This window comes from Candidatus Fukatsuia symbiotica (assembly GCF_003122425.1).
GTDB classification, from domain to species: Bacteria; Pseudomonadota; Gammaproteobacteria; order Enterobacterales; family Enterobacteriaceae; genus Fukatsuia; species Fukatsuia symbiotica.
This window is the reverse complement of sequence record NZ_CP021659.1, coordinates 579,634-594,617: the sequence shown is the minus strand read 5'-3', so window position 1 is coordinate 594,617 and position 14,984 is coordinate 579,634. Positions and strand designations below refer to the sequence as shown.

General features: G+C 44.1%; 8 protein-coding genes and 3 pseudogenes. 9 read left to right on the top strand and 2 right to left on the bottom strand.

The window, feature by feature from the left end; all coding sequences use genetic code 11:
- Positions 1–65: 65 nt before the first annotated feature.
- Positions 66–2,896 (top strand): annotated as a pseudogene (gene uvrA / locus CCS41_RS02795) (excinuclease ABC subunit UvrA).
- Between the two features lie 12 nt (positions 2,897–2,908).
- Here uvrA and dnaB read toward each other — a convergent pair.
- Positions 2,909–4,314: pseudogene (gene dnaB, locus CCS41_RS02790) on the bottom strand (replicative DNA helicase).
- 435 nt (positions 4,315–4,749) lie between these two features.
- On the opposite strand from dnaB, the gene brnQ reads away from it, so the two are divergent.
- Together brnQ and proY are read left to right on the top strand one after the other, a co-directional pair.
- Positions 4,750–6,069 (top strand): branched-chain amino acid transport system II carrier protein, encoded by a 1,320-nt coding sequence (gene brnQ / locus CCS41_RS02785; RefSeq protein WP_072550877.1) that lies wholly within the window; start codon positions 4,750–4,752, stop codon positions 6,067–6,069.
- 245 nt (positions 6,070–6,314) lie between these two features.
- Complete coding sequence (gene proY / locus CCS41_RS02775) at positions 6,315–7,691, top strand: proline-specific permease ProY (RefSeq protein WP_072550876.1); 1,377 nt, start codon at positions 6,315–6,317, stop codon at positions 7,689–7,691.
- 119 nt (positions 7,692–7,810) lie between these two features.
- On the opposite strand, the gene CCS41_RS02770 is transcribed toward proY, so the two are convergent.
- Positions 7,811–8,410 carry a peroxiredoxin C gene (locus CCS41_RS02770; RefSeq protein ID WP_072550875.1) on the bottom strand — a complete coding sequence of 200 codons (600 nt, stop codon included), beginning with the start codon at positions 8,408–8,410 and terminating at the stop codon, positions 7,811–7,813.
- A 107-nt stretch (positions 8,411–8,517) separates the two neighbouring features.
- Here CCS41_RS02770 and CCS41_RS02765 point away from each other — a divergent pair, with 107 nt between their 5' ends.
- From CCS41_RS02765 to secF, 6 genes and pseudogenes are all read left to right on the top strand, one after another.
- Complete coding sequence (locus CCS41_RS02765; RefSeq protein ID WP_119963737.1) at positions 8,518–8,916, top strand: hypothetical protein; 399 nt, start codon at positions 8,518–8,520, stop codon at positions 8,914–8,916.
- Between the two features lie 130 nt (positions 8,917–9,046).
- Positions 9,047–10,201, top strand: coding sequence for a tRNA preQ1(34) S-adenosylmethionine ribosyltransferase-isomerase QueA (gene queA / locus CCS41_RS02760; RefSeq protein ID WP_072550873.1), 1,155 nt, complete (start codon positions 9,047–9,049; stop codon positions 10,199–10,201).
- 202 nt (positions 10,202–10,403) lie between these two features.
- On the top strand, positions 10,404–11,525 hold the full coding sequence (gene tgt / locus CCS41_RS02755; RefSeq protein ID WP_072550872.1) for a tRNA guanosine(34) transglycosylase Tgt: 1,122 nt from the start codon (positions 10,404–10,406) through the stop codon (positions 11,523–11,525).
- A gap of 112 nt (positions 11,526–11,637) precedes the next feature.
- Positions 11,638–11,970, top strand: a complete 333-nt coding sequence (gene yajC, locus CCS41_RS02750; protein ID WP_072550871.1) for a preprotein translocase subunit YajC — start codon at positions 11,638–11,640, stop codon at positions 11,968–11,970.
- Positions 11,971–11,997: 27 nt separating this feature from the next.
- A pseudogene (gene secD, locus CCS41_RS02745) lies at positions 11,998–13,856 on the top strand (protein translocase subunit SecD).
- Positions 13,857–13,866: 10 nt separating this feature from the next.
- The gene (gene secF, locus CCS41_RS02740; protein ID WP_072550869.1) at positions 13,867–14,892 is read left to right on the top strand and encodes a protein translocase subunit SecF; all 1,026 of its coding nucleotides are present in this window, start codon (positions 13,867–13,869) and stop codon (positions 14,890–14,892) included.
- Positions 14,893–14,984: the final 92 nt, after the last annotated feature.

Here is a 14,984-nt window from a genome sequence, read left to right as displayed (position 1 = left end):
TTTTGTGCCATAATCGTCCGCTTGGTACTAGTTGTATTTTTTTTCGACAACCGGAAAAGGGTGGCATGGATAATATCGAAGTTCGGGGTGCTCGTACTCATAATCTTAAGAATATCAATTTGATTATTCCGCGAGATAAACTGATTGTTGTTACCGGCCTATCCGGTTCAGGCAAGTCTTCGTTGGCTTTTGATACTTTGTATGCCGAAGGTCAACGTCGTTACGTTGAATCTCTTTCTGCCTATGCCCGTCAATTTTTATCGCTAATGGAAAAACCCGATGTCGATCATATAGAAGGGCTATCCCCCGCTATTTCTATCGAACAAAAATCGACCTCACATAACCCGCGTTCCACTGTCGGTACCATTACGGAAATTCATGATTATTTACGTTTGTTATTCGCTCGTATCGGCGAGCCGCGCTGCCCTGATCATGATTTACCTTTGGCCGCACAGACTGTGAGCCAGATGGTGGATAATGTTTTAAATCAGCCAGAAGGTTGTCGGCTGATGTTGTTAGCTCCGGTGGTAAAGGATCGTAAAGGTGAGCACAGTAAAACACTAGAAAATTTGGCAGTACAGGGTTATATCCGTGCGCGGATCAATGGTGAAGTCTGTGATTTGTCTGATCCGCCAAAACTGGAGCTGCAGAAGAAACACACCATTGAAGTGGTGGTTGACCGATTTAAAGCACGGCAAGATTTATGTCAGCGCTTGGCCGAATCATTTGAAACGGCTTTAGAATTATCCAACGGTACCGTTGTCGTGGCTAATATGGATGATCTACATGCTGAGGAATTGCTTTTCTCTGCCAATTTTGCCTGTCCCACTTGTGGTTACAGCATGAGTGAGTTGGAACCTCGTTTATTTTCGTTTAATAATCCAGCGGGTGCTTGCCAGACTTGTGATGGACTGGGAATACAACAATTTTTTGATCCCAACAGAGTGGTACAAAATGCTGATTTGTCTTTGGCAGGTGGTGCTATTCGTGGTTGGGATCGCCGAAATTTTTATTATTTTCAAATGCTACGTTCGTTGGCTGATCATTATAAATTTAATATTGACGCGCCATTCCATTCGCTGAGTTCCAGGATAAAAGAAGCAGTGTTGTATGGTTCGGGAAAAAAGGTCATTGAATTTAAATATATCAACGATCGCGGCGATATCAGAGTACAACATCATCCATTCGAAGGTGTGTTGCACAATATGGAACGCCGTTATAAAGAAACGGAATCCAGCGCGGTACGTGAGGAGTTGGCTAAATTTATCAGTAATCGTTTATGCAGTTGCTGCCGAGGTACAAGGTTACGTAAGGAAGCACGTCATGTTTTTATCGAAGAAAAAACGCTACCCGAGCTTTCTGCGTTGAGTATTGGTGAGGCATTAACGTTTTTCCAAAATATTAAATTAACGGGTCAGCAGGCACAGATAGCTGAAAAAATATTAAAAGAGATTGGCGATCGGCTGAAGTTTTTAGCTAACGTTGGTTTGAATTATTTGTCACTTTGCCGTTCGGCCGATAGCTTGTCTGGTGGTGAAGCGCAGCGTATTCGGTTAGCTAGTCAGATTGGTGCCGGTTTGGTGGGTGTGATGTATGTGCTAGATGAGCCTTCTATCGGTTTGCATCAACGAGATAATGCACGTCTGTTGGAAACATTAATCCATCTGCGCGATTTGGGTAATACCGTGATTGTAGTCGAACATGATGAGGATGCTATCCGTGCTGCTGATCACGTGATTGATATTGGCCCGGGAGCCGGTGTGCATGGTGGTGAAGTGGTGGCTGAAGGCACTGTTAGCGATATTATGCAGGTGCCGCGGTCGATAACCGGTCAGTTTCTTAGCGGCAAACGCCAGATCGTCATTCCGGAAAAGCGTGTACCTTATGATGCCGACAAGGTATTGACGTTAATTGGTGCTAAAGGCAATAACCTGAAAAATGTTAATTTGACACTACCAGTAGGATTGTTCACTTGCATTACTGGTGTTTCTGGTTCCGGTAAATCAACGCTGATTAATGATACCCTCTATTGTATCGCTCAGCGTGAACTTAATGGTGCCACCACCGCCGAACCTGCATCTTACGAAGAAATTCAAGGGCTAGAACAGTTCGATAAAGTGATCGATATTGATCAAAGTCCGATTGGGCGTACACCGCGTTCTAATCCGGCGACCTATACGGGTATTTTTACTCCGGTACGTGAATTGTTCGCGGCTGTTCCTGAATCCCGTATGCGGGGTTATACCGTAGGACGTTTCAGCTTTAATGTGAAAGGGGGGCGTTGTGAAGCCTGTCAGGGCGATGGGGTGATTAAGGTTGAAATGCATTTTTTGCCAGATATTTATGTGACCTGTGATCAATGTCAAGGCAAGCGTTATAATCGTGAAACCTTGGAAGTGAAATATAAAAATAAAACTATTTACCAAGTGTTAAATATGACTATTGAAGAAGCCTATGTTTTCTTTGACGCTGTGCCTGCTTTAGCGCGTAAACTTCAAACCTTGATTGATGTCGGATTGGCGTATATTCGCCTTGGTCAATCTGCGACCACCCTTTCTGGTGGTGAAGCACAACGGATAAAATTGGCACGTGAACTTTCAAAGCGAGCTACCGGTCAGACATTGTATATTTTGGATGAACCCACTACGGGTTTGCATTTTGCTGATATTCAGCAATTGTTAACTGTATTGCATAAGTTGCGAGATCAGAGCAATACCATTGTGGTCATTGAGCACAATTTGGATGTGATTAAAACGGCTGATTGGGTTGTCGATCTTGGCCCGGAAGGAGGAGATGGGGGGGAGAAATTCTGATCGTCGGTACGCCAGAAGAAGTAGCAAAATGCGTGAGATCGGATACCGCACGCTTTTTGAAACCGCTATTAGAGGGGCAGTAACCCGATTTTGGGTTATCCGTCCTGATATTGTGGAGCAGCATAATTGTCGAAGCGTGACCAACGGCCATTAAATGTCAGGCGTACCGAACCAATCGGCCCATTACGGTGTTTACCTAGAATAATTTCTGCAATCCCCTTCATTTCACTGTTCTCGTGATAGACCTCATCGCGGTAAATAAACATGATCAGATCAGCATCTTGCTCAATCGAACCGGATTCACGTAAATCCGAGTTTATCGGACGTTTATCCGAGCGTTGTTCTAAGCCTCGATTTAGTTGAGATAACGCCACTACCGGCACCTGTAATTCTTTTGCCAAGGCTTTCAATGAACGGGAGATTTCTGCAATTTCCAAGGTGCGGTTATCTATTAATGCCGGTACGCGCATTAATTGCAAATAATCAATCATAATAAGACTCAACCCACCGTGTTCACGGAAGACCCGTCTGGCACGTGAGCGTACTTCAGTGGGTGTCAGACCAGAAGAGTCATCGATGTACATGTTGCGTTTTTCTAACAATATTCCCATCGTGCTGGAGATTCGCGCCCAGTCTTCATCGTTCAATTGACCGGTACGAATGCGGGTCTGATCGACACGAGAAAGCGACGACAGCATACGCATCATAATTTGGTCCGCAGGCATTTCCAGGCTGAAAATCAGTACTGGTTTATCTTGGGTTAGCGCTGCGTTTTCACACAGATTCATGGCGAAGGTGGTTTTGCCCATTGAAGGACGTGCGGCGATAATAATCAGATCTGATTTTTGCAACCCCGCCGTTTTCTTATCGAGATCTTGGTAACCGGTGGTAACGCCGGTGACGTCATCATTAGGTCGACGGTGAAGTTCTTCAATACGGGCAATAGTATCTTCCAAAATCCTGTCGATACTTTTCGGCCCTTCATTTTTATTAACGTGATTTTCGGCAATTTTAAAAACCCGAGATTCAGCGAAATCTAGTAGGTCTTCGCTGCTGCGTCCTTGGGGATCATAGCCTGCGTCAGCAATTTCATTTGCCACTGAGATCATTTCGCGTACTATTGCACGTTCACGCACGATATCGGCATAGGCACTGATATTCGCGACACTAGGTGTGTTTTTAGACAGCTCAGCCAAATAGGCAAAACCTCCTACAGCCTCGAGATCTCCTTTTTGCTCTAAAGAAGTAAACAAGGTTATTAGGTCAATCGGTTTGCCCATTTCCAGCAAACGTTGCATTTCAGTAAAAATGTGGCGATGCGGCCGACTGAAAAAATCATTACTGGTTACATGTTCAGAGACATGGTCCCAACGTTCGTTATCCAACATCAAGCCCCCAACACGCATTGCTCTGCTTCTAGCGAATACGGTGGCAGTTTCAACCCTTCTACCTGGTGGTCTCTTGGCGCTACTAGATTGTTAGTGAATTTTTTTCCGGCCATAACACGTGCTTTTTACCTGTAACGAGAAAATATAGCGACTGAGTATACGTGATGATGTCCAGTGAGTAATAAACTTCTTACAAAACCTACTACGTGCTGCAAATTCTACATTACCTGGTGCCCGCTCCCCTCATGTGCGCTACGCTCCATACCCCTTGATTTCGCATAACGAACGACGGTTTTGCAAAAAGTCTAATTGTTATAGATACAGAATAATTTTCAGCACGTACCCTAAAAAATTATCATGTATATTTGCTGCTCACTAGTGTGTTTGACTGTTATTTTATTTTATCTAAGAGAATAATTCTGCTTTTATCATACTGGCTTGCCTTTCTGCACGATAAAAGTTTATCTTAGCCTCCATCGTTGGCTTATCATTTTAATAGAACCGAAAAATCAACAATTTTTTTTTGAACATTTAACTGGGCAATAATTATGGGTCATCATTTATCATTTAAAGACATTTTGGCGTTAGGTTTTATGACGTTTGCTTTATTCGTCGGTGCCGGTAACATTATTTTTCCTCCTATTGTGGGTTTGCAGTCAGGTGAGCATGTTTGGCTAGCCGCCCTTGGTTTCCTGATAACTGCTGTGGGTTTGCCGGTGATGACTGTCGTTGCGTTGGCACGGGTAGGCGGGGGTATTGATGCCCTCAGTACACCTATTGGTCGTAGTGCCGGCTTGCTATTAGCAACCGTTTGTTATCTATCCGTAGGCCCTTTGTTTGCTACTCCTCGTACTGCAACCGTTTCTTTTGAAGTGGGTATCGCTCCTTTGACCGGTGACAGTAGTTTGGCATTGTTGATCTATAGCCTAATGTATTTTTCATTGGTGGTGGGTATTTCGCTTTATCCCCGTCGCTTGTTAGACACTGTAGGGCATATTCTAGCGCCGTTGAAAATCATCGCTTTTGGTGTTTTGGGGGTCGCCGCGTTATTCTGGCCTGCGGGTTCACCTATTCCAGCCATCGAGGCTTATCAACGAACACCTTTCTCCACCGGTTTTGTTAATGGCTATTTGACGATGGATACCTTGGGAGCTTTAGTATTTGGTATTGTGATTGTCAACGCCGCTCGTTCCCGTGGTGTTGTTTCGGTTGGTTTACTGACTCGCTATACCGTTTGGGCGGGAGTGATTGCTGGTGTCGGCTTGGCACTGCTTTATCTCAGTTTGTTTAAGCTTGGTTTAAGCAGTGGTGTTTTGACACCAGATGCACAAAATGGTGCTGTCATTTTACATGCCTACGTGCAGCATACCTTTGGTAGTTTGGGCAGTATCTTTTTGGCAGCCTTGATTTTTATTGCCTGTATGGTTACTGCTGTGGGTTTGACCTGTGCTTGTGCTGAATTTTTTAGTCAATATTTACCGTTGTCTTACCGTAGTTTAGTATTTATTCTTGGTCTTTTCTCAATGTTGGTCTCCAATCTGGGGTTAAGTCATCTGATCCAAGTCTCTATCCCTGTGTTGACGGCAATTTATCCACCTTGTATTGTTCTGGTAGTACTGAGTTTCACATTACACTGGTGGCATAATGCGAAAGTAGTGATTGCCCCTGTGACCTTGGTGAGTCTATTGTTTGGTATTCGCGATGCGGTAAAAGCGGCAAACTTTGACTATTTGTTGCCTACCTGGACTCAGAATCTGCCAATGGCAGATCAAGGGTTGGCTTGGCTGCCGCCGTCCGTGTTGGTGCTTGTTTTGGTCGTCCTTTACGACCGTATCAATTGTTACCGTAGGATTGCTGCCAAACAATAATATACCCTTCGCTTTTCAAGTTACGGCGGCGTTGGCTGCTCGCACTTATCCCAGTCATGTACTACTTGTACACTCCTGGGATTCGATTGATTGCCGCCTTGCCGTAACTCGAAATTCATTGGGTATAGACTTCTTGCAAAACCGTGGTTCTCTCACCACGCTGCAGGTTATGCAAGGGGTCTACTCATAGTTATCTATCATCGGCCACGTGCTGGTAGACGTGGCTTTCGCCAGACGGGACTTTTATGGAATTACCAGTCAAAAATAAACTAAAGCGTGGTTTAACCACCCGGCATATTCGTTTTATGGCATTGGGGTCAGCGATTGGTACGGGTCTATTTTATGGTTCGGCAGATGCGATCAAAATGGCTGGCCCCAGTGTGCTGTTGGCTTATTTCATCGGTGGTTTAGTGGCGTTTATTATTATGCGCGCTCTTGGTGAAATGTCGGTTAATAATCCACAATCTAGCTCCTTTTCGCGTTATGCTCAGGATTATTTAGGGCCGATGGCAGGGTATATTACCGGTTGGACTTATTGTTTTGAGATCTTGATCGTCGCCATTGCCGATGTTACCGCCTTTGGTATTTATATGGGGGTATGGTTTCCTGATGTGCCACATTGGATCTGGGTATTAAGTGTCGTGCTCATCATAGGCGCTATTAATATGATGAACGTCAAAGTATTCGGTGAGTTGGAATTCTGGTTTTCCTTTTTTAAAGTGGCGACTATCATCGTAATGATACTAGCGGGTATTGGCATCATTTTTTGGGGTATTGGTGGTAGCTCGCCGACGGGAATACATAACCTGTGGACTAACGGTGGTTTCTTCAGTCACGGTGTGATAGGTATGTTGTTATCACTGCAATTGGTGATGTTTGCCTACGGCGGCATTGAAATTATCGGTATTACTGCAGGTGAAGCGGCGGACCCCAAAAAATCCATCCCTAAAGCGATTAATTCGGTTCCTTGGCGTATTTTAGTTTTTTACGTCGGTACGTTATTCATCATTATGTCAATTTACCCGTGGGATCAGGTGGGAACCCACGGTAGTCCCTTCGTATTGACTTTCCAACATCTGGGGATCACTGTTGCTGCCAGTATTTTAAATTTTGTGGTTATCACGGCGTCAGTGTCGGCGATCAACAGTGATGTTTTTGGCGTTGGACGTATGTTGCATGGTATGGCCGAACAGGGTCACGCACCTAAGGTATGCAGTGCGATTTCTAAACGTGGCGTACCCTGGGTGACAGTGGTGATGATGATGTTGGCTATGCTGGTTGCGGTCTACTTAAATTACCTCATACCCGAAAAAGTATTTTTAGTGATTGCATCCCTCGCGACCTTTGCCACGGTTTGGGTGTGGATTATGATCCTATGCTCGCAAATTGCTTTTCGTCGTTCTCTGAACCAAAGCCAGGTAAAAGCGTTGGATTTTCCGCTACGGGGTGGTGTTTTTACCTCGGTCGTGGCCATTATTTTTCTGCTATTTATTATCGGCCTGATCGGTTACTTTCCTACGACTCGTGTCTCGCTTTTTGTCGGATTGGCCTGGATAGCATTACTGTTGGTTGGCTATTACGTTAAAGTGTGTTATCAGAAGGATAAGAAGGGTACGGAGTAAATTAGGGTCGTTTGAACAAATTATTGGATAGCGAATTTTATCCAGATAAAACATAAAACCGCTAAAGATCGGTTTTATGTTTATGGGGTAATGATATTATCTTATCAGTTCAGGGTGCATTACAGTTTAGTGGCGTTTTCAGATAAGTATTTTGCCACACCATCGGGTGACGCGACCATACCTGCTTCACCCGCTTTCCATTGTGCAGGGCAGACTTCACCACATTTTTCGTTAAATTGTAAGGCATCAACCATGCGCAGCATTTCATCAATATCACGGCCTAATGGCAGATCGTTAACCACCTGGTGACGAATTATACCTTTTTTGTCGATGAGAAAAGAGGCACGCAATGCAATACCTGCTGGATGTTCAATACCGTAAGCCTGAACAATTTCACGTTTAATATCAGCTACCATAGGGTATTGCACTGGACCAATACCGCCTTTATCAACAGAGGTATTACGCCATGCGTGATGAGTAAATTGTGAGTCAATGGAAACGCCGATAACTTCGACGCCACGTTTTTGAAATTCCTGGTAGCGGTGATCGAAAGCAATCAATTCTGAGGGACAGACGAAGGTGAAATCCAGTGGCCAGAAAAATAATACGGCCGCTTTACCGTCCAAGTGTTTTTTCAAGTTAAAGTTGTCAACCATTGTGCCGTCACCGAGGACAGCCGCGGCAGTAAAATCAGGTGCTTCATGAGTGACTAAAACCATAAATGACTCCTATAAGTTGATATTAATTGACGTACTTTGTACTTTTTTCCGCCTAATACGGAGTACAAACACAGACGACTAAATACAGATAAAAGAGATAAATAGCAATGAGAAATATTTTTCGTGGCGCTAGCACAGCATCATTCCGGCTATCAATAGGGATCCTGATGATATCCACCCATTATGCCCATGCCGGTTTTTCAGAGACTAGCTGGAGTTTTGGCGCCCAGGAACAGGTTGTCATACAACCGAGTCCTTGGGGATCGGCATACATGTGTAAAGAATTCAGTCCTAAAAAAGTCAGTTTCATTATCAGGGCGGTAAGTGGCAAGGAAAGTCAATTTGGCTGGATGAGCGTCGATAACGTCCCAATACAAGAGAGAGAACACAAGGTTCAGAGTGCTTCAACCTTGTCGATAGATTTTCAACCCCACATTGGCTATCACATCATCAATACAACAGGAGTTGCAATAGAAGGTCGTCAGTGTGAAGCGGCGGGCAACTGAGTATTTTATACGTATCATATTTTAACGGGTAGCAACACTTCTTTAATTAATTTCTTGCAGCTCACTGTGGGTGGCTCTAGACTAAGCCGCCTGTTTTTTTAGTGAACGTTTTCTAACTGAAGTGAAACCCATGCGTGTTACCGATTTTTCTTTTACACTGCCAGAGTCGTTGATTGCCCATTCCCCGTATTCTCAACGCAGTGGTTGTCGTTTGCTATCGTTGGATGGACAAAGTGGATGTGTGACGCACGGCATTTTCACCGATTTATTGCAGACATTACAGAGAGGTGATTTGCTGGTATTCAATAATACACGTGTGATTCCTGCGCGTTTATTTGGTCGTAAAGCCAGTGGTGGCAAGCTAGAAATCTTGGTGGAACGGGTACTGGATGATCATCGGGTGTTGGCGCATGTTAAAACCTCTAAAGCGCCTAAACCGGGTACCGCGTTACTATTGGGTGATGACCAGCCTGTTGATATGACTGCTGTTGGCACTGTTATTCCAGCAACTGTGTTAGCTCGCCATGATAGCCTGTTTGAATTACGTTTTGATGACCAACGGGATGTTTTCACTCTCTTGCACACTATTGGTCACATGCCTTTACCTCCCTATATTAACCGCCCTGATGAAGCCGTCGATCGTGAGTTATACCAAACGGTTTACAGTGAACGGCCAGGTGCCGTTGCTGCTCCGACGGCGGGACTACATTTTGATCAGCCACTGCTTGATGCGTTACGTGCTAAAGGTATCGAAATGGCGTTTGTTACCTTGCATGTTGGCGCAGGAACCTTTCAGCCAGTGCGTGTGGAAAATGTCGAACAACATGTTATGCACGCTGAATATGTCGAGGTACCACAAGCTGTGGTTGATGCGGTATTAACCTGCAAGGCTCGTGGTAAAAGGGTTATCGCAGTAGGAACCACCTCGGTGCGCTCATTGGAGAGTGCCGCAAGGAATGCGGAGGAAAATGCGGTTCACAACAGCAAAAATGCAGCGATTGTGCCTTTTTTGGGTGATACACGTATTTTTATTTATCCTGGATACCATTATCGGCTAGTCGATGCACTGATCACTAATTTTCATTTACCTGAATCAACGTTGATAATGTTGGTTTCTGCTTTTGCAGGTTATAAAAATACGATGAAGGCTTATCAACAGGCGATCGGAGAAAAATATCGTTTTTTCAGTTATGGTGATGCCATGTTTATTAGTCGTAATCCATTGGCAGCACAGGAAGAAATAAAGCACTCAATCTTGGAGCCTATTCGAGATCGTTGTGAATAGACTTCTTGCAAAGCCATAGCCATAGCCATAAGCCAGTGCTGTGAAGTCAAGGCGCCTGGCGCGCAGCAACCGTAGTGTTGCAGTACATGAGGATTGCGAGTACCACGTAACGCAGAATTTGCAGCACGTAGCAGGTTTTGCAAGGCGTCTAATGAAGTTCAGACGATAACAACATCAGATGCGTTGATCTCTGGGGGGTGATGTGAAGTTCGAGTTACAAAAAACCGATGGGTACGCCCGTCGTGGTCGCTTGGTTTTTGAACGTGGGGTGGTAGAAACGCCCGCGTTTATGCCAGTTGGCACTTATGGCACGGTTAAAAGTATGACACCAGAAGAGGTCAAAGCCAGTGGTGCACAAATTTTATTGGGTAACACCTTTCATCTTTGGTTACGTCCAGGCCAAGAAGTGATCAAAGCACATGGCGATCTTCACGATTTTATGCAGTGGCATGGTCCGATCCTGACTGATTCAGGTGGCTTTCAAGTGTTTAGTCTGGGAGCAATGCGTAAAATAAAAGAAGAGGGCGTTCATTTCAGTAATCCCATCAATGGGAATACGGTATTCCTTAGCCCAGAGAAATCGATGGAGATCCAACGGGATCTGGGTGCCGATATCGTGATGATTTTCGATGAATGCACACCCTATCCAGCCGATTGGGACTATGCTAAGCGTTCAATGGAATTGTCATTACGTTGGGCTGCACGTAGTCATCACCAACATTTTGATAAACTGAATAACAAAAATGCATTGTTTGGTATTATTCAAGGGAGTGTGTATCAAGATTTACGTGATATTTCGCTAAATGGGCTGCAGGATATTGGTTTTGATGGCTACGCTGTGGGCGGTTTGGCAGTGGGTGAACCGAAAGAAGAGATGCACCGTATTTTAGAACACATTTGTCCACAGATCCCTCAAGATAAACCGCGTTATCTAATGGGGGTGGGTAAACCGCAAGATCTGGTTGAAGGGGTACGTCGTGGCATTGATATGTTCGATTGCGTTATGCCAACACGCAATGCGCGCAATGGTCATCTGTTCGTCACTGAAGGGGTTGTTAAGATCCGCAATGCCCAATATAAGAGAGATGAATTCAAGCTGGATAAAAATTGCGATTGCTATACTTGTTGTCATTATAGCCGTGCATATTTGCATCATCTCGACCGCTGTAAAGAAATATTGGGTGCCAGGCTCAATATCATTCATAATTTGCGTTACTATCAACGTTTAATGGTGGCTTTACGTCAGGCTATTGAAGAAGGTACATTAGACCGCGTTATTACAGAATTTTATAAGCGAATTGAGAAACCTGATTTAGAGGTTTAGTGTTGCAATTATGAGTTTTGTGGCTAGGATCAAACGGCTAATAATCTGTGATTGCTCGCAAAATTTTTAACCGATTGATAATTAATGTTAATAATAATATGAGGTCATGTTAATGAGTTTTTTCATCTCCAATGCTGTTGCTTCTGCTGGTGATCCGGCGCAAGGAAGTCCGTATTCTATGATCATTATGCTGGTGGTATTTGGTCTGATTTTTTACTTTATGATCTTACGTCCACAGCAGAAGCGAACAAAAGAACACAAAAAATTGATGGACTCAATTACCAAGGGAGATGAAGTTTTAACCACAGGTGGGCTGCTGGGTCGTGTTATAAAAGTTGCAGAAACGGGTTATATTGTTATTTCGCTCAATGACACCACTGAAGTGATGATTAAACGTGATTTTGTGGCTGCCGTTCTGCCGAAAGGTACCATGAAAGCGCTGTAATTTTCGATTTTTCCGTAAGGAACTACTGTGTTAAATCGTTATCCTTTATGGAAGTATCTGGTGTTGGTCTTCCTGATACTCATCGGTTTTCTATACGCACTTCCTAACCTTTATGGTGAGGATCCTGCGGTACAGATTACTGGTGCTCGCGGTGTCGCCGCCAGTGAAGCCACCCTGGATCAAGTCCGTAACCTGCTGGGAAAAGAAAAAATAGCGAGCAAATCTATTGCGCTTGAAAAAGGTGTCATCCTTGCTCGCTTTAGGGATCCTGATGTTCAGTTGCATGCTCGTGAAGCATTAGTGGCAGAGCTAGGGGATAAATATGTTGTTGCATTGAATCTAGCACCGGCGACACCATCCTGGTTAGCTAAACTCGGTGCTGAACCGATGAAATTGGGGCTTGATTTACGCGGGGGGTTCATTTTCTAATGGAAGTGGACATGGATGCCGCATTAAGTAAGTTGCAAGAGCAAAACATAGATAATTTACGTTTTGATCTGCGTCAAAAAAATATTCCCTATACTTCCGTGTCTAAGCTTGATGGCTTTCAGGCTAGCTATGGTGTCACTATCCGCTTTGCTGATGATAATACACGGGACGCAGCGATAAGCTACCTCTCATCCCGTCATCGTGATCTAGTGATAAGTAACGATGGGAGTCAGAGGCTAAAAGCGTTGATGAGTGATGAGCGTCTGCGTGAGGCACGCGGATATGCACTGCAACAAAATATTAGCATTCTGCGTAATCGGGTTAACCAACTGGGTGTTGCAGAACCCTTGGTACAGCGTCAAGGTACTGACCGTATTGTCGTTGAATTACCTGGTATCCAGGATACGGCACGTGCCAAAGAGATCCTTGGTGCTACCGCTACACTTGAGTTTCGTTTACAAAATACCAACGTTGATGCTAGCGCCGCAGCGGCAGGTCGTGTGCCGGGTGATTCAGAAGTAAAAAATACCCGTGAAGGACAGCCAATTGTTCTTTACAAACGGGTGATTTTGACTGGCGACCATATTACTGACTCGACTTCCACGACTGACGAATATAATCAGGCACAGGTTAATATTTCGTTAGACAGTGAGGGGGGATCGATCATCTCTAATTTTACTAAAGACAATATTGGCAGGCCGATGGCGACTTTATTCGTGGAATACAAAGATAGCGGTAAGAAGGATGCTAATGGACGTACGATTTTGGTTAAGCAGGAAGAAGTGATCAATATAGCGACCATTCAATCACGTTTGGGTAACAATTTCCGTATTACTGGTATTGCTAATCCGGTTGAAGCACGGCAGCTTTCATTATTATTACGGGCTGGTGCTTTGATTGCGCCTATCCAAATTGTAGAAGAACGTACTATTGGTCCCACTTTGGGAGCACAGAATATTGCTCAAGGTCTAGCTGCTTGTTTGTGGGGTTTGGCTGCATCGGTTATTTTTGTGGTTTTCTACTATCGTAAGTTTGGTTTGATTGCTAGTAGCGCTCTACTCGTTAATTTAGTGCTCATTGTAGGTGTGATGTCGCTGCTGCCTGGGGCGACGTTGACTATGCCGGGTATTGCGGGCATCGTGTTGACATTAGCTGTAGCTGTTGATGCGAATGTACTGATTAATGAACGAATAAAGGAAGAAATTAGCAACGGTCGATCGATCCAGCAAGCCATACATGAGGGCTACAAAGGTGCTTTTTCCAGTATTGTTGATGCGAATGTGACGACATTGATCACGGCGATTATTCTTTATGCGGTAGGTACTGGCTCGATTAAAGGTTTTGCTATTACCACTGTTATCGGTGTAGTGACTTCAATGTTTACTGCCATAGTGGGGACGCGTGCTATTGTTAATCTACTTTATGGTGGTAAACGTATTAACAGGTTGTCCATTTAAGGAATAAATAGTGGCACAGAATTATACTGTTGAACAATTAAACTATGGCCGTAAAGTTTATGACTTTATGCGCTGGGATAATATAGCCTTTGGTATTTCGTTGTTATTACTGGTGGCATCGGTTGCAGTCATGTTAACCCGTGGTTTTAACTGGGGGTTAGATTTCACCGGTGGCACTGTGATTGAGGTTAACCTAGAAAATCCAGTTAATCTCGATAAATTGCGTGATACGCTGCAAGAAAAAGGTTTTACTGCACCGGTTGTTCAGAATTTTGGCAGTACACGTGATGTCATGATACGTCTGCCGCCGATTGCAGGTTCTTCTACAACGTCTTCTACTACAGGATTTTCCACTACGACTTCTTCTACTGCCGTTAATACGGGTCAGGAACTGGGTAATAAAATTATCACTATTATCAATGATTCAATTGATAAAAATGCGAAGGTTAAACGTATTGAATTCGTTGGGCCTAGTGTGGGTAGTGAGTTAGCTCAAGCAGGTGGTATGGCGCTACTGGTTGCGCTGCTCTCTATTCTGGTTTACGTCGGCTTTCGTTTTGAGTGGCGGCTGGCATTGGGGGCAGTTATTGCCTTGGGTCATGATGTCGCCATAACCTTGGGTATTTTATCCTTATGTAAAATTGAGATTGATTTGACCATAGTTGCTTCTTTGATGTCGGTTATTGGTTACTCATTAAACGACAGCATTGTCGTTTCGGATCGAATTCGTGAAAATTTTCGTAAGATAAATCGTGGCACACCGTATGAAATAATGAACATTTCACTGACACAGACGTTAAGTCGCACCATTATGACTTCAGCGACGACTTTAGTGGTGGTGCTGATGCTGTATATTTTTGGTGGCGCGATGCTACAAGGATTCTCTTTGGCTATGTTAATCGGGGTTTCTATCGGTACGATTTCATCTATTTATGTGGCTTCTGCATTAGCATTAAAATTGGGGATGAAACGTGAGCATATGCTACAGCAAAAGGTTGAGAAAGAAGGGGCTGATCAGCCTTCGATTTTCCCTTGATATTGCGATATCTTGACATTATGGCTGTTATTAACGACTTGTTTATAACGGCCTATTTGTACTTTCTTACTTCTGATAGCAGATCAAAATAA